The organism is Pseudomonas sp. KH_040, from assembly GCF_057839305.1.
Genome location: NZ_CM174487.1, coordinates 3,128,447 through 3,154,160, shown reverse-complemented (window position 1 = coordinate 3,154,160; position 25,714 = coordinate 3,128,447). Strand labels below are relative to the sequence as shown.

The following is a 25,714-nucleotide window of genomic DNA, read 5'->3' as shown; positions in this document are numbered from 1 at the left end:
GCTCTATTGCATCGTTCTATAACACCAGAATGAGCCCGTTTTTTTTGGCGTGTGTCACTTTCACCCAAGGAAAATTCGATGCCAATAACGTTTCAATTGGCCCTACGGTCGCAGGATCACTGCAAACCCCGAAGATCACCTCATGAAGGTCGTCAGGTAGAAAAGCGACGGTATCGATATCCGAACGCCGAATAACTTCCTGACTATTTGCAGGCAAAATTACACGATATTCTCGTTCATACTCCCACTCCCTACGCTTCAGCAACAAATACTTAAAGAGCAGATTAAGTGTACGTCCCGAAAACATCGACGAAAGCTCATCTGAATCAATGCGGGCATCGCCTCGGACCAATGTTTGTACCAAGGAAGAAATTTCGGCATTCAGAAACACTGACAGGAGCTTGTCGCCATCTTCGTAGCGAACTTTTCTAGCCTCTTTGAAAATTGATGAATTAGCGTCAAACTTAAGAGCCACCCCTTTATGATAATCCGCATAGTGCGACCACATCAGTATATTATCGGGCGTTGTTGTCAATGAAAGCACTCTCAATTGAGGAAGCAGTTCATCCCATTCCGTAGAAAGCTCTGCGGTCATGTGAAGAACCTCTTCCGTCAACCGCTCCAAGGCGGGACGAAGCGACCGTACCAAGGCATTGAATTGAACATTATTAGCCAAACCGAACGGCTTACCAATCTCACGCTTGATGATGCCGAGCATATCGACTGAAGCTAAATCGAACAGCGGTACATTGCAATCAAACGGATCATTAAACGTTTGGGGATCGGTAATCTTTAGGCTCAACGCGCTGAGAATTTTATCGACCGACAGGATCGACGTATATTTGTATAGAAATTTAGGCCGCTCTCGACTTCCTTGACCTTTATCATCCCTGTTCCCTGGCATGACTCCCTCCAAAAAAACCTAGTAATCTTTGTAATGCGCACCTGGCAAACGCAATAACAACAACTTCAGAAAGGCAACGAATCATCAACCGTTGCCCCCTTGGACGCCACCGTCGCCTTGAATGCTTCGATTCCTGCCTGATAAACACATTTTTCTTTGATTTCCTTGCAGCTTTCTGCGAGCCAAGGCCGTGACCCGCAAATATCTGGCTGGCCGGAATCTTGTTCAACTTTACAGGCACCTCTGAAAGGGCAGGAAGTAGGCTTCAATGACTCCCGCGTTTCAAGTCTGTTTATCTTAAAATGTTGCTGCACATAATGAATACATGCTTGAAGCACGGCAAAAGCTTCATGCATATCTGAAGAATAACTCGCTACGCTACCGGGACGACCTATCCACTTTATTTCACTGGCAAAACCAGGCTTACCCTGAAAGATGACCCGTTCGAGTAAATTCAACGCTATTTTTTCAAAGCCTTCCTTATCCATTGTTTCGCGTAAAAAAGAGAGCTCAAGCAAAGGATGCTTAAGCCTCGAATTCAGCGCGGTGAGTATTAACTTCTCGTACACTTCCATCCCTTTAACCAATATGGGGGAGCCAGAAAAGATACTGTAAAACATTGGAATAATCGCCACGCGCACATATTCCGCATACTGGGCAAATCCTGAAATAATATTGCCAACCATTTGCTCAAGAATCTTGCCTTGTTTCGTGCCCTCACCAAACTTGTGCAGTTCACAGATATTAGTCATCGACGCAGATGGATTGGAAGTCAGCAGCGCCACGCTGCCTATGAAAACTCGTTCGTCAGAAGGAAGCTTCCGACCTGCAAGCTGGTCAACCAAGGGTGCAAAAGCCAAGTAAGGGTAGCTCGGCGTCATCAGATCAACTTCATATTCGGACGTGCCCGCACGCTTCCTTATGTCGCGCTCTATCTCATAGGCTATTCCCTCGGTAATAAAATCAAGACCGGGAACCAAACGAAATTTCAATATTCGCCCGTCAGTGAATGTCGCCGTCGTCTTGAATGCGATTGGTTGGTCGGGATCTTCTTCAGCACCGTTAGCAATATCAGTAAAGCTAATGCCTTCCTTGACAAAATCCCAACATTTTACTTTTCCCCACTTATAGTCTTCAGGTATGTCTTCCTCATATCCTTTTAACGACCTTATCTCGGTGAATGCCCGCAAGAGATGTTGTTCCAATTCCTCTTCTATTCGATTATCGGCCATCTGAGTGAGAAGCGGGTGCACTAATAAAAACGAACTGGTGAGACTGCTCAGCCCTACGATCGTCGTAAGGTTGTGAAGATAATGAATGTACTCATGAACATGCAGTGCGACGACTTGTGGAGGCGCCGACTCTCCCTCTGGGGACAAATCGGCCATGGACTCGATTTTTGTGATCAGCGAATGGGGTTTGAAGAACCCCAAGGTCCCTGAGCGAAGTACTTCTTCTTCATGAAATGTAGGCATTCGCACTCCTTTGCCACTATTGCCCGAACACTTTTGGTTCAGATGATTACGCCTTACCCGAGTAAAACTGGCGTTTTTTTCAAAGCCAATGAAAGTCGAAGGGCTTGAATCACAAAATGATAGCTCATCGCCACTAATACTCGCGAAGATTTTGCAGCAAAGATCCCGAATGTCTTTTCGCGTTCGCATTGCTCCAGAAACGCAAAGCCGTCCTCCTGCCTGCGTAAATTCGTTCTTTAGAACAGCGTCAACAAGTTCGAGCCAAGAAACAGCTGGTCGATCCAGAACACTTGATGCAGCAGCACAATCACCCAGAACAAAATCTGAAACGACACCTTCCGCGTCTTGTGCCGGAAAACCTGCTGAGCAATCAACGCGCCCGGCCAGCCGCCCGCCAGCTCTACCGCATGCAGGATGTTCTCCGGTGTGCGCCAGGCATCAGCGCGCGCCTTGCGCTTGTCCGCCCAATACATGAAGAACGCCAGCACGCTGACGATCCCGTAAGCGGCCAGCGGGATCAGCGAAATCCCGCGCAGCCACATCGACAACGAGCCGTACAGCGGCAACGCGCAGACGATCAGCAGAACGACCAGTTTCAGCTTCAGGTTCTGGATGTTGTTGCCGCCCGAAGGTCGTCCTTCGGGGCGGCGTGCGCGGGAGTCACTCATGGCTTGGCCGCCGCCCAATCGATCCAGCCAAACTGCCACGTCGCCAGAATCACCAGACCAAACACGATCCGATACCAGGCGAATGCCGCATAGCTGTGGCTGGCGATGAACTTGAGCAAACCGCGCACGGCGATCATGGCGAAGATGAATGCGGTGACAAAACCGATGGCGAACACCGGAAAATCAGCCGGGACAAACAGGTCGCGATACTTGTAGCCCGAGTAAACCGCCGCACCGACCATGGTCGGCATCGCAAGGAAGAACGAGAACTCGGTGGCAGTCTTGCGCGACAGGCCGAACAGCAAGCCGCCAATGATCGTCGAGCCGGAACGCGAGGTACCAGGGATCATGGCCAGGCACTGCGCAAAGCCGACCTTGAGGGCGTCTTTCCAGGTGATCTCGTCGACCGTTTCCGCATGCACTTCATGCTGACGCTTTTCCGCCCACAACATGATGATACCGCCCACCACCAGTGCGGTCGCGACGGTGATCGGATTGAACAGATATTCGTGGATCAGGTCGGCAAAGATCACGCCCAGCACCACGGCGGGCAGAAATGCGATCAGCAGGTTAGCGGTGAAACGACGGGCACTGGGCTGGGTCGGCAAACCGATGACCACATCGAAAATCTTGCGTCGAAACTCCCAGACCACCGCGAGGATCGCGCCGAGCTGGATGATGACATTGAACGCCATGGCCCGTTCGCCGCCGAACTCGAGCAAGTCGGCCACAATGATCTGGTGTCCGGTACTGGAAATGGGCAAAAACTCCGTCAGCCCCTCTACAACTCCTAGTATCAGTGCCTGCAAGGCCGTCCAAAGATCCATCAATCCCCCAAAGAGCGATGCGCGCTGGCATGCCCCGATAGTATTTTTTTACGTTCACTGCGATCAGCGTAGCTGGTTGTGGCTGTACCGATTCCGCACGCACAGGATCCACACGAAACGGTCAAAATTCCGTGAAATATCAATTTGGATTCAGGTTTTCACGCGCGGGGCCGAAATCCTAACAGACAAGCCTTAATAGCGCTGCCGCGTTATACGACTTGGGTCGCGTATGCCCGCTCACAAAATCGTGGTTGGATGCTGGCGGTCGTTTATTACAAGAAAAAGAATCCGGAGTGACAGCGTTATGAACAGCTTGCGCAGTGTGTCGATCAGCCGACGCTTGTGGCTCATCTTGATTGTGGCGGTGGTCATGTTGCTGACCTTGGGCGTATTGATGCTCAAGCAGATCCACGACGATCTCTATCACGCCAAGGCCCAGAAAACCCAGCACGTGGTGCAGACCGCCAGCGGCCTGCTGACCTATTACCACGACCTCGAAACTGCCGGCACCCTGAGCAAGGACGCCGCGCAGAAACAGGCGCTGACGGCAATTCGTGGTTTGCGCTATGACCAGAGCGATTACTTCTGGATCAACGACCTCACGCCCGTGATGGTCATGCACCCGACCAACCCGAAACTCGAAGGCCAGAACCTTTCGGCGATCCGCGATCCGGACGGCTTCGCGGTGTTCAACGAAATGGTCGCCATCGCCCGATCCAAAGGCGCCGGCATGGTCGACTACCGTTGGCCAAAACCGGGCGCCAGTGAGCCGGTGGCCAAGACTTCCTACGTCAAACTGTTCGAACCGTGGGGCTGGGTGCTTGGCTCCGGGGTTTACGTCGATGACGTACAGGCGGAGTTCCAGGGTCAGGTGATCAAAGCCACGGTCATCGGCCTGGCGATTGCGCTGATCATGGCGTTGCTGGTGATCCTGATCGCGCGCAGCATCGTCCGTCCGCTACAGGAAACCGTGAACGCCATGGCCAACATTGCCAGCGGTGAAAGCGACCTGACCCGCAGCCTCGATACCCATGGCAAGGATGAAGTCACCGAGCTTGCGCATCACTTCAATGCCTTTACCGCCAAACTGCGTCGCGTGATCGGTGATTTGCAGGTGTCGGCCAGCGCCTTGGGCCAGTCGTCCAGCGAACTGGGCAACGACGCTTCGCAGGCGCAACAGCGTAGCCAGCAGCAGTCGCAGCAGATGGAACTGGTGGCGACGGCGATCAACGAAGTGACCTACGGTGTGCAGGATGTGGCGAAGAACGCCGAGCACGCCGCCGCCGAAATGCGCGATGCCGAAGCACAGGCGCAACAGGGCCAGATCAACATCGATGGCAGCTTGCAGCAGATTGACAAGCTGTCCGGCACCATCGATCAAGCGGTTGAAGTGATTCGCACCCTCGCCGCCGAAAGCACACAGATCGGCAGTGTACTGGAGGTGATTCGCTCAATTGCCGAGCAAACCAACCTGCTCGCGCTCAACGCTGCAATCGAAGCGGCACGGGCCGGTGAGCAGGGTCGCGGGTTTGCCGTGGTCGCCGATGAAGTGCGCTTGTTGGCGCAGCGCACGCAGAAGTCGACAGCGGAAATCCAGTCGATGATCGAACGCTTGCAGAACCATTCCGAGGCGGCCGTGAAGGTGATCGGTGACAGCAGCAAGGCGTCGCAATTGACCATCGAGCAAGCCGGGCTGGCCGGCGCCAGTCTGAATGCCATTGGCCAGGCATTGCGCAATCTCAATGGTCTGAATGCGTCGATTGCCAGCGCCACGCTGCAACAGGCGCATGTGGTCGAGGACATCAATCAGAACGTCACGCAAGCGGCCGGCCTCTCGCACAGCACAGCGATCGCGGCTGAGCAGTCGAGTGCGGCCAGCCTGCGCCTCGGCCAATTGAGCGAACAACTCAACGCCCTGCTGCGCCAGTTCCGCGTCTGACCCGTGTAACTCTGGTGAGCCCCCCTCACCCCGGCCCTCTCCCCGAGGAGAGGGGGCCGACCGAGGTGTCTCAAGCTATACGTCGACCTGAAAAATCGAGTCGATTATGGATTCAACGCAGAAAGATCAGGTCCGCGTATCTCGGAACATCCAACTCGGTCAGTCCCCTCTCCTCTGGGAGAGGGTTAGGGTGAGGGGTTTGGCCCAATGCAGTACAATCCGCCCCCTCCTCAATTTCCCCCAAGGAACCGCCATGTCTGGGCTTGAACTGTTTGCCGCCGCCCTTGGCGTGATCGCCGTGTGGCTGACGGTCAAACAGAATCCGTGGTGCTGGCCGATCGGCCTGGTCATGGTCTTGCTCTACAGCTGGATCTTCTTTGAAGTGAAGCTGTACTCGGACATGTTGCTGCAAGTGATCTACGCCGCGTTGCAAGTCTATGGCTGGTGGCAATGGACCCGCGCCGGGACGATGCATGACGGTCGTGAGGTCACGCGCCTTGATCAACGTTCGATCCTGGTCGGCTTAGGCGTTGGCGCGATCGGCAGCCTGTTGCTCGGCGCGGCCATGGCCCATTGGACCGACGCCGCGCAACCGTGGCTCGATGCCGCGCTGACCGGTTTCAGCCTGGTGGCACAACTGTGGATGGCGCAGAAACGCCTGCAATGCTGGGCGCTGTGGTTTGTGCTCGATGTGATCTTTGTCGGCTTGTTCATCTATAAGGGGCTGTACCTGACCGCTGCGCTGTACGGGCTGTTCACCTTGCTGGCGATTCAAGGCTTTCGCGAATGGCGCGCCGACCCGGCGTTGCGCACATGAAGGTCGTGGTCCTGACCGGGCCCGAATCCACCGGCAAGAGCTGGCTGGCGGCGGGCCTGCAACAACGCTTTGGCGGCGTGCGGGTGGATGAGTACGTGCGCCGCTTTATCGAGCTCAATCCCCGTGATACCTGTCTGGCTGACATCCCGGAAATCGCTCAGGGCCAAATGCAATGGGAGGATCAGGCGCGAGCGCAGCAGCCTTCGTTGCTGATTCTGGACACTCACTTGTTGAGCAATATCCTTTGGAGCCAGACGCTGTTCGGTGACTGCCCGGACTGGCTGGAATCCGAGTTGCTGACACGGCATTACGATCTACACCTTCTTTTGTCCCCGGAACAGGTCGACTGGACTGATGACGGTCAGCGCTGCCAACCGGGTCTGCACGAGCGAATGGCGTTTTACCGTTCCACGCGAAACTGGCTGGAAAACCACCGCCAGCGTTTTCAGGTCATCCAGGGCAATTGGGCCGAACGCCAGACTCAGGCATTTGCCGCCGTCGAGCAATTGCTGAGGCAGTGACCCGGTCAAAGGGTCAACTGCCCCACGACTCCCCCCTGTTTTGGGGGCAAAGTGTCCGTTCCTGAAACACTCCGTGAGTTGCAAAGTGCCCGTTTCAGCACTGTTCACTGCTTTGTCATCCGAGTTGTTACGCAACTGATACACACCGCGGCAAACCCTTGTTCCAGAGCTTTGTTCAGCCAATGGACAGGTCGGCGCACCAGTGCGTGTATCAAGTCTGAAACAGCCTGTGTATCAGACGTGCGCGTTTATTTCCCAACCCTTTGAAATTACGACGCTTTTAAAAAGCGGCACAGCTTTCGCTCTCTCCTTCACAACGCTGACTAGGGCCAGCCCACTGAAGAAGGAATTGCAGCCGTGGGGAATATCCAAAAAGGTTTGACCTGCCTTCTGCTGATCGGATCAGCAGCCAGTACGTTGATCAGCTTCAACGTGCAGGCAGAAGGTAACGGCGTGATTGTTCTCGATCGCGATGTTCAGCCTATCCCGATCGGTCGCAACGGTGGCAAAGACCCCTACCCGACCACCGTCAATGCCAACCCGTCCGCACGCATCAATTCCACCATGAACAGCACCGAATTGAGCGATGGCGACTTCGCCGGCGTCGCCAGCGGCAGCGCGTTCCGCACCACCAACAATGTCCAGGCCGGCGCCAACATGCCAGGCCTCAATACCCTCACCAATCCCAACGGCATGCCCGGCATGAGTGCTGGCCACGGTGGCGGTTCCGGTGGCGCGATTTCCGGCACGATCAACCGCGCCATGAGTTCCGGCCTTGCGCCATTGACCCGCATGGCCGGAGGCCAATGAAATGAATCGTTCACTCCTTCTGCTCGCCTTGCTCGGTTGCACCACTGTCATGGCTGCCGATCCCGCTTCAGTGAACAACGCCAACATTCAGGATTCCGGGGTTCAGTACCGCGGCAACTTCAACGTCAATCAGGCGGCTGGCGATCAAATGCAACAGGCCAACGTCAAGGCTGTGGCGATCGGCACCGGATCCCATGCCAGCACCAGCGTCACGCAGAAAATCGATACGCCTGCCTCTCGCTCGATGGACGCCAGCGCAACCATCGGCGGCACCTCTTTCAGCAATGGCAACGGCATCCTTGGTGTGAACCAGGGTGCCGGGGCCAACAACCAGATGGCCAACGTCACGCGCGTCAGCATCAGTGCTGCCCCGCAGAGCGTTGACGACAGTGCCCTTTCACAACAGAACGTGGCGCTTTTACCGAGCTCAGGAGCAACTGGTACCTCATCCGGCAGTCGCCAGGTCACGACAAGTGATCAGGCCTTCACCGGCAGCCGCGGGGTAATCCAGGTGAACCAGAGTGCCGGGGTGGGGAACCGAATGGCTAACACCCTGAGCATCCGGGTCGCTGACTGACCCAAACAACAAAAAGCAGTGCAATTAGAAAGTACCAACACTTAACCAACTAATAAGCACGATGGAGAAACACCATGAAACCTACAATGGCTCTCAAACCACTGGTTTTCGCACTTGCAGCAGTGATGGCAATCGCAGCACAGGCAGGCGGTCGTGATGACAACAACGGTCATGGTAACGGGCATGGCAATGGACACGGCAACGGTCACGGCCAGCCACAAGGTCCAAATCTTGAACAACTGCTGCAGATCACCGCAGGCGCCGGCGCCGCTGTACTCGACGCGCAAAACAGCGACGGCAACGTGGTGAAAAACCAGGGCACTCTGAACAACGCCAATGCCAGCGACTCGCTCAATGGCTCTAACGGCAACATGGGCGCCAACGTTGCAGCCGGCGACGGCAACCAGCAGGACAACGCCGCCGCGCTGGCTACTGCCGATGAAAGCTTCATCTTCGGCAACGCTGTTGCTGCCTCGAGTGCAACTCAAGTCAACAACAACAACTATGTGAAAAACTCGTCCACCTTCAATAACGCTACGCTCAACAATGCAGGCAACAATGGTTCCGGCAACATCGGCATCAACGTGTCTGCAGGCAACTTCAACCAACAGAAAAACAACCTCGCAATCGCCGTATCCGGTGGCCGTGTAGCCACTGCCGCTGCTGCCGCCAACCAGTCTTCCACTGGCCTGGTTGTCGACAACAAAGGCGTGCAGACCTACAAAACCGATACCCTCACTGGCACCTACGCGGCCGCTGGCGTGTTTAAAGCCAAAGGCACTGCAACCATCGAAGATGATGACCACGGCGGTTATGGCAATCGTGGCGGCGGCCACGGTGGCAACGATGACCAGAAAGCCAAGTTCGAAGCCGTCGGTACTTTTGGCCTGGCTGGCGTAACCACCCAACAGGTGATGACCAAAGATGGCTGGAAAGCCCCTGTGGTCAACAATGCCAACATGACCAACTCGATGAACAACTTCTCCGGCAACGGCGGAGCCAACGTCTCGGCGGGTGTGGGCAACCAACAAAGCAACTCGCTGTCCATCGCTGCTGGCTGCAGAGCCTGCCTGTAATCGCGATCGAAACGAAAGCCCCGGCAACGGGGCTTTTCCTCAGTCCGCAAAGGCGTATCGATCATGCGTAAGACTGCCCTCCTCACTCTGCTTTTCGTCTGTGGCCTGACTCAGGCCGGTCAGATGCCCGTGGCTGCCCTGCCGGGTGGCACGCTCGTCTACAAAAACGTGCAGAGCATCCGCGAGCGCAAGTTTGCCGACATCGTCGAACAAAAAACCGATTTCAGCTGCGGCGCTGCTGCACTGGCCACGGTATTACGCCAGGCCTATTGGCTCGACGTCGATGAGGAGCACATCATCAAAGGCATGCTGGTCAACGCTGACCAGGACCTTGTTCGTACGCAAGGGTTCTCCATGCTGGACATGAAGCGCTACATAGAAAGCATCGGCATGCGCGCCAGGGGTTACAAGATTCCACCGGAAAAGCTCGAAGCGGTAACGATCCCGGTGGTGGTACTGATGGAAATTCGCGGCTACAAGCATTTCGTTGTGTTGCAGCGTTCGGACAAGGATTGGGTTTACATCGGAGACCCGGTTCTCGGCCATAAGCGTTACAAACATGACGACTTTGTCAAAGGTTGGAACGGCATTGTCTTTGCCATCGTCGGTCCCGGATATGACAAGGTCAACGCCTTGCGCAGCCCTCCGGTGCCCTTGACAGCCAAGAACAAGCTCGACGGTTTCAACCCTGTCAAAGATGCTGAATTGATGGATTTCGGGTTCATTCAGAGCGACTTCTTTTAATCGCCGATTATAGAAAATGGGACTGGATGTCCCGGGAGCAGCAGATGAAAACCTCATACTGGCTGGCCGCCGCCTGCCTGGCAGCGAGCGCATCGGGCTACGCCAATGCAGGATTCAAACCCATAGAAATCAAGGACCAGGAGCTCGCCGAGCTGCGTGGTCGGTATGTGATGCCGGGGCGGATTATCAGCTTCGGCATTGTCATGAGCAGTACCTGGCGCAACGCCAGTGGCGATCTGATCGGGGCGTCTGCATCCATGCAGGTGCAACAAACCACCATCAAACCGGAATTTTACGTGTCGACCATCAAGGAGATGGGCAACGGCAATACGCCGGAACTGGGCACGGGATCGATTATCGGTGGTGCCGGCCTTAACTCATCGTCGGGCGTGACGCAGAGCGTACGCGCGGCGGGTGACGGCAACACGGCGAACAACAACGTCGCCATTAACGTCAAGGAAGCCAATCAGGCGCCAGCACTCGCCCCCGTACAGGGCCAGGCCCTGATGGCCGGCCAGACTATTTCCGGCAGTAATGCCGCCGGCAATGTCGCAGTGTCGGCAACCGGTACGGGTGGCGTGCAAATGGCGATACAAGCCAGCGGCAATCAAGGCACGGCGCTGCAACAGGTCGCTTCGAGCGGTCTCTTGCAAAACACCCGTCTGCTCGGGAGTGCCAATGTGGTCAACAACCTGACTCAACTTAACGTCGTACTCAATAATAACGGCAGAAGTGCCGGCGCACTGGATTGCAACCTGACTCAACTCGGGGCCCTACGCAGTATTGGATATTGAACTACGCTGAGTCTCGATCATTGGGCTTAAAGGGACGGCTTATTCATGTATCGATCAGTATCACTGCGTGCCGCAGTGTGTTTGAGCACTCTTCTCCCTGCGGCGATGCTTCAAGCAGCACCGGACGCAGATGTAGAGGCCCTGAAACAGGAACTTCTGGAGCTGAAACAACGATACGAAGTACAACAAAAAGCCCTTGCGGTACTTGAACAACGAGTCCGCCAGGTTGAAGAGCAACCCGCCGCCCCACCGCCAAAACGGCTGGCCAAATCGCCATCGGACATGAAAGGCAATCGCGTCGCCACCGGCACCGGTGCGGCAGCAGCATCAGGAGGCGCCGCCGGGGGCAGTGGCGCTTCTTACGGGCAGTCGCTGGCGGACGATTCGCAACCGGCGCAGAGCGTTTCCAACCTGTACGACGAGGCCAGCGGCTTCTTCGGCGGCGGCAAGTTCAGCGTCGAAACCGGCATCACCTACTCGCGCTATGACACCCGTCAGCTGATTCTCAATGGCTTCCTCGCACTCGATTCGATCTTTCTCGGCAACATCAACCTCGACCGGATCAAGGCTGACACATGGACCCTCGACCTGACGGGCCGCTACAACTTCGATAACCGCTGGCAGTTCGACTTGAACGTGCCCGTGGTGTATCGCGAATCGACTTATCAGTCGGGCGGCGGCAATGAGGGCGCGGCGGGTGTCACCACAGAAGAAACCGTCACCAAGGATCCAACCATTGGCGACGTCAACTTCGGCATCGCTTACAAATTCCTCGACGAGTCGGTCAATACACCGGACGCGGTCGTCACCTTGCGGGTCAAGGCGCCAACCGGCAAGGATCCGTTCGGGATCAAACTGCGCCAGACCAATGCCAACTCCAATCTGTTTGTACCTGACACCCTGCCCACCGGCAACGGCGTCTGGTCGATCACGCCGGGCATCTCGCTGGTCAAGACGTTCGACCCGGCGGTGCTGTTCGGCAGCTTGTCCTACACCCACAACCTGGAGGAGTCGTTTGACGACATCAGTTCGACGGTCAACCAGAAAAACCCGGGCAAGGTAAAGATCGGCGACAGCTTCCAGATCGGCGCCGGTATTGCGTTTGCGCTGAACGAGAAGATGAGTATGTCGTTCTCGGTGTCTGATCTGGTGCAACGCAAGAGCAAGCTGAAACAGGATGGCGGGGATTGGGAATCGGTGGTGTCCAGCGACGCCAACGCCGGCTACTTCAACGTCGGCATGACCATTGCGGCCACCGACAACCTGACCATCGTACCCAACTTGTCCATCGGCATGACGGATGATGCCCCGGACTTTTCCTTCAGCCTGAAATTCCCGTACTACTTCTAAGCAAAAGTAAAAGATCGCAGCCTTCGCCAGCTCCTACAGGGATTACACAAATCCGAAGTAGGAACTGCCGAAGGCTGCGATCTTTTGGTCTTCAGCCAGCTAGCGGATCTGGTGCTTGTGAAGCAAACGATAAAACGTCGGCCGTGATACGCCGAGGACTTTAGCCGCCACACTGAGATTATCGCTGTGCCGATTCAACACATCGCACAGCGCCTGGCGCTCGGCGCGAGTCTTGTAGTCTTCCAGCGTGCCCATGGGCGTAGCGATCGAATGCTGGCTGATCAACCCCAGATCACGGGCCTCGATCTGCCGGCCTTCGGCCAATACCAGCCCACGCCGTACACGGTTGGCCAATTCACGGACATTGCCCGGCCAGTCATGCTTGCCCATGGCAATCAGCGCATCTTCGCTGAAACTGCGTGGGCGTCGGCCGGTTTCATGGCTGTAGAAGTGCGAAAAATGGTTGGCCAGCATTGAGAGGTCGCCGTGGCGTTCGCGCAAAGGCGCGGTGACCACTTGCAACACGTTGAGCCGGTAATACAGATCTTCGCGAAATCGCTTTTTCTCGATGGCCGCCTCTAGGTCGACGTGGGTCGCCGCCAGAACGCGCACATCCACCGGGATCGGCTGACTGCCTCCGACACGTTCGATGTGCCGTTCCTGCAGGAAGCGCAACAGATTGGCTTGCAGTTCCAGCGGCAGATCACCGATCTCATCCAAAAACAATGTGCCGCCATTGGCCGCTTCAATACGCCCGATCTTGCGCTGATGGGCGCCGGTAAACGCACCTTTCTCGTGGCCGAACAGCTCGGACTGAATCAGGTGCTCGGGAATTGCCCCGCAATTGATTGCCACAAACGGTTTGTTGTGACGCTGGGATTGCCGATGCAGCGTGCGTGCAACCAGTTCTTTACCCGTGCCGCTTTCACCGCGGATCAATACCGGCGATTCGGTCGGCGCCAGTTTGCTGAGCAATTTGCGCAGTTCGCGGATCGGTTTGCTGTCGCCAAGCAATTCGTGCTCGGGCTGATCCACATGAATCGTGCCCTGCCCGCGCAAACGCGCCATGCCGAATGCCCGGCCGAGGGTAACCTGCACCCGCGACACGTCGAACGGCAAGGTGTGAAAATCGAAAAACCATTCACAGACGAAGTCACCGACGTTTTGTAAACGCAGGACTTCCTGATTGAGCACGGCGATCCATTCGGTGCCGCTGCGACTGATCAGTTCCTTGACGGCTTCAGGTCGTTCGAGGTGAAACGGCTGCAATCGCAACAAGCCGACATCACAACTTCGATCGGCGGCATTTTCCAGAGTGCAGCTATCAACATCCCAACCTACGGCGCGTAATCCGGGCAATAAGCGGTGGCAATCGTCGCAGGGATCGACCACCAATAAACGTCGTAACGCTGGCGCTTCGCTCATGACTGTTCCTTGGCGCCAAATTATTAGAAATGATTGTAAAAACAGTCATTTGGCAGACCCGACTGTAACATTAGCAAGATTTTGACAGGGCCTTGTATCGATTGCTTATAGGTGTACAAGCAAACACGTTATAAGAACAGAAGTTGTTAGTCAGCTATCTACTAATTTCTGCCTTAACCTTTCAGTGAGCTTTCAAAAACCTGTCTGTAAAGCAACGCCATGAAAGAAAGTTGAAATTTCTTTGTTTCATGTGTGACCCGCCTGCGGGTTCGGTGCATCAGTACAAGTACCAGCCGAACGGTAAGCCCAACCGACGGCACATCACTTGATTGGGCACGACAGAGAGAAAAACCCATGACCGCCCCGCTCCGTATCAACGAAGCTCTTCTGATTGCCAACCACGCGTTCAAACCTTTCCAGTGCGTGGCCTGGGCGCCACAAGACGGCAATGGCGAACTGAGCCTGACCGTGATTGACCGGACCAATAACAGTATCGGTCGCAAACAGATCCCAAGCAGCGCCTACTCTGATCCGGCGCAACTCGAGCAACTGCTGCAGCAGGCGCGCGCTGAACTCAGCAAAGAAGGTCACTTGCTGCAATCCTGGTCGATGCCACACTAACAACCGGGTAATGCGGATGACGTTCAGGTCATCCGCCCTCTTCCCTTAGTTGCAGTCTTTTTAACCCTCCGTACTTTTGTACAACTATTTGCAACGTGTTCAGGCTTAACTGCTTGGGCGGCTTGCTATTGGTTCAAAAAGACACTGTTCTGGCACAGTGCGACCCTCCACCTGTTAGTTCTTACAGTTGTACTTCTCCCGGTTCAGGGATTGAATGTTTCGCTCATGCAGTTACCCATCCGGTTTCCGGTCCAGGTCAACTCGCAAGGAGATGCGTGCATGTCCACCCTGAACACTTTTGCGCTGCCGGCGGTATCGACGTCTTTATTGAGCCGAGCCGGTCAACTCGACAGAACATTTGCCGCCACCGGCGTCGCTCAAGTGTATTTCACTGGCAGCGTCTCCAGCCTGACCGAGGACATTGCCCTCGATGCGCAGGGGCGCGTTCTGGTCGCAGCAAAGGTCGGCGTCGCTACCGGCAGCCGATTCGGCCTGGCGCGGATGCTGGCCGATGGCTCGGCCGATCTGACCTTCGGTGATAACGGCAGCGTGATCGACACCTTTGCCCCGGGTTTTGAAGCCACGGCCGGCAAAGTTCAGACGCTACCCGACGGGCGCATCCTGCTGGCCGGGCTGCATTATGAAAACGCTTATCGCACCCTGCCCGCCCTCGCTATGTTCGATGCCCAGGGCAAACCGGATGTGCGCTTCGGTGACAACGGTCGCCAGGTGGTGCGCCTGCCGGGCGATTTGTCCATGGGCAGCCGTGACAGCTGGTTGCCGCCAGGTGTGCCGGGGGCCGAAGCCAGCGATTTCGTCGTTCAGGACGATGGCCATATCCTGCTCATCGCCAATCACCACTTCGAACTCGCCGACCATGCCGGCATGCTGATTCGCCTCAAACCCGACGGCCGCCTGGATGAAACCTTTAATGGCCGTGGCTTCGTGATGGTTCGCCACTTGCTGCTCAATACCTGGCTCAGCAGCCTGCTACTGCAAAGGGACGGGCGGATTGTGGTGGCAGGTTCCATCGATTTTCCGCAGGAAGGTCTGTTGGCGCGCTACCTGCCCGACGGCCGCCTCGACGAGCGTTTCGCCGTGGACGGCTTCATGGCCTTCAAGGCGCACGGTAAAAGTGCTCAGGTCAGTCAGGTGATCGAAACCTCAGAGGCACTGCACTGTTTCGGCAGCAGTCGCGACCCGATTCGCTGCCTGGCATTCAGCCCGCACACAAACGGTCGCCCTAACCTGCACAACCATGGCGGCCAGCCACAATTATTGGAGATCGGCCCCAGCGGCTGCCAATGGAGCGCCGCCCAACGCATGGCGGACGGCCGCATCATCGCGGTCGGCGCAACCATTGGTGGAATCGAAGCGGACTTTATCGTCGCCCGTTACTCGAGTGATGGCGGCCTGGATCACAGTTTTGGCGACGGCAAAGGCTGGCTGCGCACGCGCTTGGGGCGCAGCCTGGACACAGCCAATTCGCTGGCTGTGCAAGCGGATGACGCGATCCTTGTCGGCGGTTATTCGCTGGATGGCAACTATCGGGCGATGGTGGCGCGGTATCTAAATTCATAGGCGAGCCGTATTAACCGTTCGTCGGGAATGGCCTTGTACCTGTAATTTCTGACAGTAGACGTCAACTTTGATCGGGCATCAGATAGCAGGGCGCGCAGAACATTGCGTGCTCTACCCGAAAAAGGAATTTTGATATGAACGATCTAGTGACACCGTCCAAACATCGCACATCGGTTGAACTGTCCTCAGGAAGCACCGAGCTTGTAGCGCCGAGGATTCTCTCAATCACCAATGGTGACGATATCTCCATCCCACCTGACGGCACTACCACGAACGGCAATCTGTCTTTTTTCGGTTCGGCGGAGCCGAATCAGTTAGCAGTGATGCTGGACAATGGGATTCCCGCACACCACCTCGTGACTGTTGACGAACGTGGTGATTTCAGCGCCCTGCTGCTTGATCAGGCACGGGGTATTCACGCATACAGCGTGGCAACCTCCGATGGTCAAGTGTCAGCGACGTGGACTGTTGAAGTGGATGTCAGCGAAAAGGTCTCAATCGACTCGGTTTACGATGCTGCCGGTACGCCCGTCGGAAACGGTGAGACTACATTTCAAAATGAACTGAATTTTATTGGCAAGGCCGCGCCTGGCAAAGTAGTGGAGTTGGTGAATAACGGCACAGTGCTAAGCCTCCTGAATGTCGGAACAGACGGGCATTGGAGCGCCAACATCAAGGATCTCAAGACAGGCACCCAAAACTTCATCGCTCGGGAAACCAATGGGCAGCATTCCTCGTCATGGCGGGTCCTGATAAAGCAACCTGCACCGATCAGCATCCAATTTGTCTTGGGCAATGAAAGTTTCCAATTGATCGGCAATCAAGAAACCACAACCGATCGATCAGTGACATTGGTGGGTACGGCAACCCCCGGTGAAACAGGCTGGATTGTCGACTATCATCGTGACTTGGTGCCCTTCGCTGCAAATGAACACGGTGTTTACTCCGCAAAAATCAAAGACCTGAAAGAAAACTTGGTTCACACCTTCAGACTCCGATCCGACCTAGGGCGGCTCTCGGCGCCGTGGGCAATCAAGGTGATTTCGTCGAAATTGCGATAAACGCTTTCCTGCGACAGACAAGGGCCCGTCGAGTCGTGACTCGGTGGGCCTTTGTCATTCCAGGGTGAAACATGCCAGGCTTGCAAAAAAGACATCGGTCAAATCCGGTAACACCTTGAACTTGCCCGCCACATCCGGCAACTTGCGCGCTTCTAAAAGACAAGGAGCAACCGATGTCCGGTTCAATGGCCCAGGCGTTCGCGCACAATTTTCTCGGGCAATCGCCACGCTGGTACAAGGCGACCATCGTCGGTTTTCTGATCCTCAATGCGCTGGTGCTGTTCACGGTTGGCCCGGTAGCGGCCGGCTGGTTGCTGGTGATTGAATTCATCTTCACCCTGGCGATGGCGCTCAAGTGCTATCCGCTGATGCCCGGTGGCTTGCTGTTGATCGAAGCGTTGCTGCTGAAGATGACCACGCCGCAGGCGCTTTACGATGAGCTGGTGCACAACTTCCCGGTGATCCTGCTGCTGATGTTTATGGTGGCCGGCATCTATTTCATGAAGGATCTATTGCTGTTTCTGTTCTCGCGGCTGCTGTTGGGCGTGCGGTCAAAAGCGGCACTGGCCTTGATGTTCTGCTTTCTTTCGGCGTTTCTCTCGGCGTTTCTCGATGCTCTGACGGTGACCGCGGTAATCATCAGTGCGGCGGTCGGTTTCTATTCCGTCTATCACCGCGTCGCCTCCGGCAACGATCCGCGTCAGGACAGTGCGTTTGCTGACGACCAGAACCTGCCGAAATTGCACCACGACGATCTGGAGCAATTCCGCGCCTTCCTGCGCAGCCTGCTGATGCACGGTGCGGTCGGTACGGCATTGGGCGGCGTCTGCACGCTGGTGGGCGAACCGCAGAACCTGCTGATCGGCCACGAAATGGGTTGGCACTTCGGTGAGTTCTTCCAGAAGGTCGCACCGGTTTCGCTGCCAGTGCTGGCGGCGGGTCTGGTCACCTGCGTGCTGCTGGAGAAACTGCGCTGGTTCGGTTACGGCACACTGCTGCCAGACAACGTTCGCACGGTGCTGGCCAACTACGCCGCCGAAGACAATGCCGAACGCACAGCTCGCCAACGCGCTGCGCTGCTGGTGCAAGGTGCAGCCGCACTGATCCTGATCGGTTGCCTGGCCTTTCACATCGCAGAAGTCGGCTTGATCGGGTTGATGGTGATTGTGTTGATCACCGCGTTTACCGGTATCACCGACGAGCATCGTCTGGGCAGCGCATTCAAGGACGCCATGCCATTCACGGCGTTGCTGGTGGTGTTTTTTGCGGTGGTGGCGGTCATTCACGATCAACAGTTGTTTGCGCCGCTGATTCAGTGGGTGCTGGCGCTGCCGGTCGAACAACAACCGGGCATGTTGTTTATCGCCAACGGCCTGTTGTCGGCGATCAGTGACAACGTGTTTGTCGCGACGATCTACATCACCGAAGTGAAACAGGCGTTCCTCGCCGGGCACATGAGCCGCGAGCATTTCGAGACATTGGCGATCGCGATCAATACCGGTACCAATCTGCCGAGCGTGGCGACGCCAAATGGTCAGGCTGCATTCCTGTTTCTGCTGACCTCGGCGATTGCGCCGCTGGTGCGTTTGTCGTACGGGCGGATGGTGTGGATGGCGTTGCCGTACACGTTCGTCATGGGCCTGTTGGGCTGGTACGCGGTGAGCTACTGGCTCTGATCAACACCGCGTAAAAACTGTAGGAGTGAGCCTGCTCGCGATAGCGGTGTGTCAGCCCAGGAAATGGTGACTGATGCATTGCTATCGCGAGCAGGCTCACTCCTACATTTGGTTTTGCGTGCTTTCAGTGAGGGAGGATGTATTTCTCGATGGCCTGGGCGACGCCGTCTTCGGTGTTCGGCGCGGTGACCACGTCAGCCTGACGCTTTACCGCCTCCTCCGCCTGCCCCATGGCAATCGACAATCCCGCGCAATGAAACATCGCCGGGTCGTTGCCGCCATCACCGATGGCCGCTGTCTGTTCCAGTGGAATCCCGAGATGCGCGGCCAGGGTCGCCAGTGCGGTGCCTTTGTTGGCCTCCAGTGCCGTGACATCGAGATACACCGGTTGCGAGCGTGACACTTGTGCCACGCCATTGACTTTGGGCAACAGGCGCGCCTCCAGTTCAATCAACAGTTCAGTGTTGTTACTGGTCGCGACAATCTTGTCGATACGCTCCAGATAGGGCTCGAAACTCTCCACCACCACCGGCGGATAACCGAGGCCATGCTGTTCGCGCGGCACCATCGGCCCGTGCGGATCCTTGAGCAGCCAGTCACCGCCGCTGAACACCCAAATTTCCACATCAGGCTGATCGGCGAACGTTGCCAGGGCAATCAGCGCCGTCGTCGCCGGCAGGTAATGCGCAACCAGCAAACTGCCATCCGGATTGACGATGGTTCCACCGTTGAACGCCGCTGTCGGCAGATCAACGCCCAGGGCTTCGATCTGCTGCAACATGGCCTTCGGTGGTCTGCCCGTGGCGAGGCTGAACAACACGCCGGACTCGCGCAGCGAGCGCACCGCGTCAATGGTGCGCTGACTCAAACTGTGATCGGGCAGCAACAGTGTGCCGTCCATGTCGCTGAGCAGAAAACGGACAGGTTGTTTCGGCAATTCACTCATCCCAGGCCATGCCAGACGCGACCATCGCGAGTCAGCAGATCTTCGGCAGCCTGCGGGCCGTCTTCACCGGCGGCGTAGGTCTGCACACTTGCATCCTGCTGCCAGGCATCAAGGAACGGTTGCACCGCACGCCAGCCATTCTCGATGTTGTCAGCACGCTGGAACAGCGTCTGATCGCCGGTCAGGCAGTCGTAGATCAGCGTTTCGTAACCGGTCGACGGCTGCATCTCGAAAAAGTCCTTGTAGGCAAAACCCAGTTCGATGTTGGCCATGTTCAACGCCGGCCCCGGCCGTTTGGCCAGCAGGTCGAACCACATGCCTTCGTTCGGCTGGATCTGAATACGCAGGTAGGTCGGCTGTAATTCGTCGACTTCGGTGTCACGGAATTGCGCATACGGGGCCGGTTTGAAGCAGATGACGATCTCGGTGTCGCGCACGCTCATGCGTTTGCCGGTGCGCAGGTAGAACGGCACGCCGACCCAGCGCCAGTTGTCGATCATCACCTTGAGTGCGACGTAGGTTTCTGTGTTGCTGTCAGGCGAAACGTTGGCCTCCTGGCGATAGCCGTTCAGCGACTTGCCATCGACTTCGCCGGCGCTGTACTGGCCACGAACCGAGTTGGCCCGTGCCTCTTCAGTTGTCCAGGGACGAATCGCGCCAACCACTTTGGCCTTCTCACCGCGAACCGCGTCGGCGCCGAATGCCGCCGGCGGCTCCATGGCTACCATGGCGAGCAACTGGAACAGGTGATTGGGCACCATGTCACGCAGGGCGCCGGTGTGCTCGTAAAAGCTGCCACGGGTTTCGACACCGACGGTTTCAGCTGCAGTGATCTGCACGTGGTCGATGTAGTGATTGTTCCAGAACGCTTCGAAGAGGCTGTTGGAGAACCGGCTGACCAGAATGTTCTGCACGGTTTCCTTGCCCAGATAATGGTCGATCCGATAGATCTGCTTCTCGGACATCACCTTGAGCAAACAGGCGTTCAACGCTTCGGCAGTTTGCAGATCGGAGCCGAAGGGCTTCTCGATTACCACTCTTCTGAACGCTTCGGGGGTTTCTTCGAGCAGTTTCGCGGCGCCCAGTCGGCGCACTACTTCACTGAAGAAACGCGGCGCGGTGGCCAGGTAGAACACCGCATTGCCGGTGCCACTGTCGGCGATTTTCGCCGCCAGCGCGGAATAAGTGCTGTCGTCCAGGAAATCGCCCTGGACGTAGCTGATACCTTTGGCGAGCTTGGCCCACAAGGCCGGATCCAGCATCTGATCGCCCTTGCCGACTTTTGCCGCCACTTCGGTACGGATGAAGTCTTCGAGCTTCTGCGCGAAGGCCTCATCGGTAATGGCGTTGTGGTCAACGCCAACGATCCGCAGATTTTCGTCAAGCAAGCCGTCGCGACTGAGGTTGTACAGCGCCGGCATCAGCAAGCGCTTGACCAGGTCGCCGTGGGCACCGAACAGAAACAGCGTGGTCGGTGGTGCGGGTTCTGCCTTGGATTTTCTGCGGATCGTATGGGTCATTTCTTCGGTGTCTCCACGTGGCCGCCGAAGCCGAAGCGCTGGGCCGAAAGAATCTTGTCGCCAAAGGTGCCCTGGCCGCGCGAGCGGTAGCGCGAGAACAGCGAGTTCGACAGCACCGGTACCGGCACCGCTTGTTCCATGGCCGCTTCGATGGTCCATTGACCTTCGCCGCTGTCGGCAACAGAGCCGGAGAAGCCGTCGAGTTTCGGATCGCTGGCCAGTGCATCAGCGGTCAGGTCGAGCAACCATGAGGACACCACGCTGCCACGACGCCAGACCTCGGCGATGTCAGCCACGTTCAGATCAAAACGCTGATCTTCCGGCAGGCGCTCGCTGGACTTGGTCTTGAGGATGTCGAAGCCCTCGGCGAACGCGGCCATCATGCCGTACTCGATACCGTTGTGAATCATCTTCACAAAGTGCCCGGCACCGGCGGGACCGGCGTGAATGTAGCCATGTTCGGCGCGGTGGTCGTCGGACTTGCGATCCTTGGTGCGCGGGATGTCACCCATGCCCGGCGCCAGTGCGGCGAACAACGGGTCGAGGCGCTGCACGGTTTCAGCGTCGCCGCCGATCATCATGCAATAGCCGCGCTCCAGACCCCAGACGCCGCCGGAAGTACCGACGTCGATGTAGTGCAGGCCCTTCTCGGCCAGGGTCTTGGCCCGGCGAATGTCATCCTTATAGTTGGTGTTGCCACCGTCGATGATGGTATCGCCGGCTTCGAGCAAAGTGCTCAGGGTGTTGATGGTGTCTTCGGTTGGCGCGCCGGCCGGCAGCATGACCCAGACCGCACGCGGTTTGGCCAGGCCGGCAACCAGTGCCGGCAAGTCGGCGACGCCGGTGGAGCCCTCGGCGACCAGGTTATCGATGAAAGCGGTATTGCGGTCGTAAACAACGGTGGTGTGACCGTTGAGCATCAGACGTCGCGCAATATTGCCGCCCATGCGGCCCAGTCCAATAATCCCGAGTTGCATGTGCTGATGCTCCTTACTACAAATAAATGTGTGTCATTGGTTATAGCCCAACGCGACTGATGGAGGTTAGTCCAGAGCGTTGCGATGAAGTTTCCGGGCATTGTGCCCGAATCAGACTGATAACGCCCCGAAACGTGGTGAAGACACACCGACCATGAAAAATAAAAAAGTTCCATTCACGGGCAAAAGAAATCAAAATCGGCGCCGATAGTAGATCAGTACCCCAAATGGGGACGACCTACAGTTGATGCACGCCATTTGCGAGGTGAGCAATGGGCACAGTACACACAGCAATGCCGCCACAAACCCTGTACGTGACAATCCGTCGCGATGAATTGCGTCAGTTGAAAGACGAACGCGACCAGTTGAAGCAGGAGCTGGCGCAGCTGCGCCTGTTGACCCAAGGTGTGCAACCGCAACCTTTGCCGGTCGTTCAGCGTCATCCCCACGCTTGATTCCCCGCCTGATTCGGGAACGGCCGCCGCTGTTCCCGACATGATGCATCGCTGCCCGCTTCTCTATAGATCAAAGGCAGCAACTCACAAACTTTTCACATTCTCTTCGTAATACTCCGCCCCATTCTGGCCGTACCTGCGCGTACGGCTTCCGTTCGTCGGCTTCATGGATGTTCCGGCGGTGGTTGTAACGAGTGAGCTGGAGCGCCGAATGGCATTGTTCAAACGCAGCAAAACGACTGCGACAGGTTTCGACTGGGCCGGTTTTCTCTGGCTGTTTGTATTCTTCTGGTACTTCTCGGGTATCACCCAACTGCTGATTCAACTGACTGGCACTTCGGGCTTTACCGGGTTCCGTCAGGCGTTCGTCATGAGCGCGATCTGGCTGGCACCGATGTTGCTGTTCCCCAAACGCACCAAACTGCTCGCCGCGATCATTGGCGTGGTGCTGTGGGCCTGCTCGATGGCCAGCCTGGGCTACTTCTTCATCTATGAGCAGGAATTCTCCCAGAGCGTCATCTTCATCATGTTCGAGTCGAACATCTCTGAAGCTGGCGAGTACATGACCCAGTACTTTGCCTGGTGGATGGTGCCGGCGTTCCTCGCCCATACCGCGTTCGCCTATTTCCTGTGGACACGCCTGCGCCCGGTGTACATGCCCCGAGGTCGTGCGCTGGTGGCGGCAACCGCGATCGTGATCGCTGTAGTCGGTTACCCGCTGGTCAAACAGACCCTGCGCATGGGCACCTTCGCCCAAGGCTTCGAAAAATTCGAAACCCGCATCGAGCCTGCAGTGCCTTGGCAAATGGTTGTCGCTTATCACCGTTATCAGGAAACCCTCGCCGACATGCAGGGCATGCTGCACAACGTGAGCAAGATCCCGCCACTGAAAAACCTTCAGGACGCCTCGGCCGATCAGCCGAAGACTCTGGTACTGGTCATCGGTGAATCGACCAACCGTCAGCGCATGAGCCTCTACGGCTATCAGCGCAACACCACGCCGGAACTGGACAAGCTCAAGGATCAACTGGCGGTGTTCGACAACGTCGTCACCCCGCGCCCGTACACCATCGAAGCGTTGCAGCAGGTGCTGACCTTCGCTGACGAAGAGCATCCGGATCTGTACCTGTCGACGCCGTCGCTGGTCAGCATGATGAAACAGGCCGGTTACAAGACCTTCTGGATCACCAATCAGCAGACCATGACCAAGCGCAACACCATGCTCACGACCTTCTCCGAGCAGGCCGACGAGCAGGTGTACCTGAACAACAACCGCAACCAGAACGCCGCGCAATACGATGGCGACGTGATCGAGCCGTTCAACAAGGCGCTGGCTGACGCGGCACCGCGCAAGCTGATCGTCGTGCATTTGCTCGGCACACACATGAGCTACCAGTACCGCTATCCGCCAACGTTCGACAAGTTTCAGGATCGCAACGGCGTGCCACCGGGTGTGCGTGACGACCAGGTACCGACCTACAACAGCTACGACAACGCCGTGCTGTACAACGACTTTGTCGTTTCGAGTCTGATCAAGGATTACGCCAAATCCGATCCGAACGGTTTCCTGTTGTACCTCTCCGACCACGGTGAAGACGTGTTCGACTCGGTGGGCCACAAGACCTTGGGCCGCAACGAAAACAAACCGACCGCGCCGATGTACACCATCCCGTTCATGGCCTGGGCTTCGCCGAAGTGGAAAGCCAGCCACGACTGGAACTTTGCCGGTGATCTGGATCGCCCGTACAGCAGCTCGCACCTCATCCATACCTGGGCCGACCTGGCCGGTTTGAGCTTCGATGAACTCGACCGCAGCAAGAGCCTGGTCAGCGACAGCTTCAAGGCGCGGCCATTGCTGATCGGCGACCCGTACCAGACCGAGCAGCGCGCGCTGATCGACTTCAGCCTGATGAAGCCGAAGAAACCCGATAACGCCGTCGTCGACGCGGCGGAGCAGTAACACCGAAGGGGCCTTGAACGGCCCCTTTTTCATGTCCACTGCTAGCGAAGGACTGATCGCCATAAACCAAAGGTGCCGATGTGCAGCAACTGGCCCACACGGCGGTGATGTGGTTGAGCGATGGCTGGATGTAGTTGCCATTTAAACTCCGGTGTTTAAAAGACACCTCCAGACACGCCTTCGAGGCTACACATCCTTGCGCCATTGCCTACAGCTACGCCAGAATCCGCCGGCTTGTGCGCTTTGGGGGCGGGTTCTATCGTGGTGCGGTCGCTGACGAATCAGCGATCGGGTTTAGCAGCTCGGCAATTTTCAAGGCACGCGAGTTTCGCCAGTACGTTATGGCGGCTATGCGTGGGGCACTTCGGTGCGCCGGGATCCTTGAGCCTGGTCTGCTAACCCGCGTACAGCCGCCACCCTATCCGTTTAGCAGCGATGGATGACGGCTCCATATCTCAAGGAGCTTTACCGATGATCAAACCAACACCAAACCCACCCGAAACCGACCCCACCTCCCCCTACGAATCCCTCGACTCCAAAAAACTCAACGACGCCGCCGAACGTGCGCTTGATCACTATCTCTGTCCACCCGGCTCGACCCCACCGCCACGCAAAACCCGCCGGATGTACGCCGTCACTGCGGACTTCAAAAACGAGGAACTGCTGGCCGATGCCAGCGAAACACTCGCCTCAGCCAGAACCATCGCTCATGACTTCGCCCACCTCATACCCGCGTCACAGCGCAGGACGCTGCTGGGTATCGCGCAACTGATCATGCTCGGTGAACTGGCGGTGAATCGAGTGATGGATAATCTGCAGTTGCCGCAGTAGCGGCCCTCGATGATCGTTCCCACGCTCTGCGTGGGAATGCAGCCCGGGACGCTCCGCGTCCCTTCCGAAGCCGAACGCGGAGCGTCCGTTGAGGCATTCCCACGCGGAGCGTGGGAACGATCACGCTTTCGCGAGCAGGCTCGCTCCCACACTGGATCG

General features: G+C 56.8%; 24 protein-coding genes. 16 read left to right on the top strand and 8 right to left on the bottom strand.

Going from position 1 to position 25,714, the window contains the following annotated elements; all coding sequences use genetic code 11:
• Positions 1-16 precede the first annotated feature (16 nt).
• From AC3IUF_RS14120 to AC3IUF_RS14105, 4 genes are all read right to left on the bottom strand, one after another.
• Positions 17-904: a DUF2971 domain-containing protein gene (locus AC3IUF_RS14120; RefSeq protein ID WP_489281379.1), complete on the bottom strand. Its 888-nt coding sequence runs from the start codon at positions 902-904 to the stop codon at positions 17-19.
• Between the two features lie 65 nt (positions 905-969).
• On the bottom strand, positions 970-2,379 hold the full coding sequence (locus AC3IUF_RS14115; RefSeq protein WP_489281378.1) for a hypothetical protein: 1,410 nt from the start codon (positions 2,377-2,379) through the stop codon (positions 970-972).
• A gap of 236 nt (positions 2,380-2,615) precedes the next feature.
• Entirely contained in the window at positions 2,616-3,047 is a 432-nt protein-coding gene (locus tag AC3IUF_RS14110; RefSeq protein ID WP_489281376.1) for a DUF1294 domain-containing protein, read from the bottom strand.
• A complete protein-coding gene (locus AC3IUF_RS14105) occupies positions 3,044-3,874 on the bottom strand; it encodes an undecaprenyl-diphosphate phosphatase (RefSeq protein ID WP_489281374.1) in 831 nt (276 codons plus the stop codon). The genes AC3IUF_RS14110 and AC3IUF_RS14105 overlap by 4 nt, the downstream gene beginning before the upstream one ends.
• Before the next feature lie 304 nt (positions 3,875-4,178).
• Between AC3IUF_RS14105 and AC3IUF_RS14100 the strand changes: the two genes are divergently transcribed.
• From AC3IUF_RS14100 to fapF, 9 genes are all read left to right on the top strand, one after another.
• On the top strand, positions 4,179-5,813 hold the full coding sequence (locus AC3IUF_RS14100) for a methyl-accepting chemotaxis protein (RefSeq protein WP_007914796.1): 1,635 nt from the start codon (positions 4,179-4,181) through the stop codon (positions 5,811-5,813).
• Positions 5,814-6,066: 253 nt separating this feature from the next.
• Positions 6,067-6,630, top strand: coding sequence for a nicotinamide riboside transporter PnuC (gene pnuC / locus AC3IUF_RS14095; protein ID WP_007914804.1), 564 nt, complete (start codon positions 6,067-6,069; stop codon positions 6,628-6,630).
• Positions 6,627-7,151, top strand: coding sequence for an AAA family ATPase (locus AC3IUF_RS14090; RefSeq protein ID WP_489281371.1), 525 nt, complete (start codon positions 6,627-6,629; stop codon positions 7,149-7,151). Before pnuC ends, AC3IUF_RS14090 begins: the two co-directional genes overlap by 4 nt.
• A 357-nt stretch (positions 7,152-7,508) precedes the next feature.
• Positions 7,509-7,961 (top strand): hypothetical protein, encoded by a 453-nt coding sequence (gene fapA / locus AC3IUF_RS14085; RefSeq protein ID WP_007914809.1) that lies wholly within the window; start codon positions 7,509-7,511, stop codon positions 7,959-7,961.
• A gap of 1 nt (position 7,962) precedes the next feature.
• The gene (fapB, locus tag AC3IUF_RS14080; RefSeq protein ID WP_489281369.1) at positions 7,963-8,538 is read left to right on the top strand and encodes a fibril amyloid subunit FapB; all 576 of its coding nucleotides are present in this window, start codon (positions 7,963-7,965) and stop codon (positions 8,536-8,538) included.
• Positions 8,539-8,612: 74 nt separating this feature from the next.
• Positions 8,613-9,614: a hypothetical protein gene (locus AC3IUF_RS14075; protein WP_007914813.1), complete on the top strand. Its 1,002-nt coding sequence runs from the start codon at positions 8,613-8,615 to the stop codon at positions 9,612-9,614.
• Positions 9,615-9,677: 63 nt separating this feature from the next.
• Positions 9,678-10,358: a C39 family peptidase gene (locus AC3IUF_RS14070; protein WP_007914815.1), complete on the top strand. Its 681-nt coding sequence runs from the start codon at positions 9,678-9,680 to the stop codon at positions 10,356-10,358.
• Positions 10,359-10,402: 44 nt separating this feature from the next.
• Positions 10,403-11,152 carry a fibril amyloid subunit FapE gene (gene fapE, locus AC3IUF_RS14065; RefSeq protein WP_007914817.1) on the top strand — a complete coding sequence of 250 codons (750 nt, stop codon included), beginning with the start codon at positions 10,403-10,405 and terminating at the stop codon, positions 11,150-11,152.
• A 45-nt stretch (positions 11,153-11,197) separates the two neighbouring features.
• Positions 11,198-12,502, top strand: coding sequence for a fibril amyloid transporter FapF (fapF, locus tag AC3IUF_RS14060; protein ID WP_123375174.1), 1,305 nt, complete (start codon positions 11,198-11,200; stop codon positions 12,500-12,502).
• A gap of 99 nt (positions 12,503-12,601) precedes the next feature.
• On the opposite strand, the gene AC3IUF_RS14055 is transcribed toward fapF, so the two are convergent.
• Entirely contained in the window at positions 12,602-13,927 is a 1,326-nt protein-coding gene (locus AC3IUF_RS14055; protein WP_007914820.1) for a sigma-54 dependent transcriptional regulator, read from the bottom strand.
• 354 nt (positions 13,928-14,281) lie between these two features.
• Here AC3IUF_RS14055 and AC3IUF_RS14050 point away from each other — a divergent pair, with 354 nt between their 5' ends.
• The 4 genes from AC3IUF_RS14050 (at position 14,282) to nhaB (ending at position 18,866) form a co-directional block, all read left to right on the top strand.
• Positions 14,282-14,548 carry a hypothetical protein gene (locus tag AC3IUF_RS14050; protein ID WP_007914821.1) on the top strand — a complete coding sequence of 89 codons (267 nt, stop codon included), beginning with the start codon at positions 14,282-14,284 and terminating at the stop codon, positions 14,546-14,548.
• 279 nt (positions 14,549-14,827) lie between these two features.
• Positions 14,828-16,129, top strand: coding sequence for an NHL repeat-containing protein (locus tag AC3IUF_RS14045; protein WP_007914822.1), 1,302 nt, complete (start codon positions 14,828-14,830; stop codon positions 16,127-16,129).
• Positions 16,130-16,263: 134 nt separating this feature from the next.
• Complete coding sequence (locus AC3IUF_RS14040; protein ID WP_489281366.1) at positions 16,264-17,190, top strand: hypothetical protein; 927 nt, start codon at positions 16,264-16,266, stop codon at positions 17,188-17,190.
• Between the two features lie 173 nt (positions 17,191-17,363).
• Positions 17,364-18,866 carry a sodium/proton antiporter NhaB gene (gene nhaB / locus AC3IUF_RS14035; protein WP_489281364.1) on the top strand — a complete coding sequence of 501 codons (1,503 nt, stop codon included), beginning with the start codon at positions 17,364-17,366 and terminating at the stop codon, positions 18,864-18,866.
• A 124-nt stretch (positions 18,867-18,990) separates the two neighbouring features.
• Here the strand turns inward: nhaB and AC3IUF_RS14030 are convergent, their stop codons facing one another.
• Genes AC3IUF_RS14030 through gnd form a run of 3 tightly spaced genes read right to left on the bottom strand, consistent with a single transcriptional unit; the run spans position 18,991 to position 22,309 of the window.
• The gene (locus tag AC3IUF_RS14030) at positions 18,991-19,812 is read right to left on the bottom strand and encodes an HAD family hydrolase (protein WP_489281362.1); all 822 of its coding nucleotides are present in this window, start codon (positions 19,810-19,812) and stop codon (positions 18,991-18,993) included.
• The gene (zwf, locus tag AC3IUF_RS14025) at positions 19,809-21,332 is read right to left on the bottom strand and encodes a glucose-6-phosphate dehydrogenase (RefSeq protein WP_095113272.1); all 1,524 of its coding nucleotides are present in this window, start codon (positions 21,330-21,332) and stop codon (positions 19,809-19,811) included. Before zwf ends, AC3IUF_RS14030 begins: the two co-directional genes overlap by 4 nt.
• Positions 21,329-22,309 (bottom strand): phosphogluconate dehydrogenase (NAD(+)-dependent, decarboxylating), encoded by a 981-nt coding sequence (gene gnd / locus AC3IUF_RS14020; RefSeq protein WP_007914838.1) that lies wholly within the window; start codon positions 22,307-22,309, stop codon positions 21,329-21,331. The genes zwf and gnd overlap by 4 nt, the downstream gene beginning before the upstream one ends.
• A 272-nt stretch (positions 22,310-22,581) precedes the next feature.
• On the opposite strand from gnd, the gene AC3IUF_RS14015 reads away from it, so the two are divergent.
• The 3 genes from AC3IUF_RS14015 to AC3IUF_RS14005 all read left to right on the top strand — a co-directional run bounded on the left by AC3IUF_RS14015 (position 22,582) and on the right by AC3IUF_RS14005 (position 25,555).
• Complete coding sequence (locus AC3IUF_RS14015; protein ID WP_007914840.1) at positions 22,582-22,764, top strand: DUF6026 family protein; 183 nt, start codon at positions 22,582-22,584, stop codon at positions 22,762-22,764.
• Between the two features lie 211 nt (positions 22,765-22,975).
• Positions 22,976-24,724, top strand: coding sequence for a phosphoethanolamine transferase CptA (locus tag AC3IUF_RS14010; protein ID WP_489281359.1), 1,749 nt, complete (start codon positions 22,976-22,978; stop codon positions 24,722-24,724).
• Positions 24,725-25,195: 471 nt separating this feature from the next.
• Positions 25,196-25,555: a DUF6124 family protein gene (locus AC3IUF_RS14005; RefSeq protein ID WP_123375169.1), complete on the top strand. Its 360-nt coding sequence runs from the start codon at positions 25,196-25,198 to the stop codon at positions 25,553-25,555.
• Positions 25,556-25,714 lie beyond the last annotated feature (159 nt).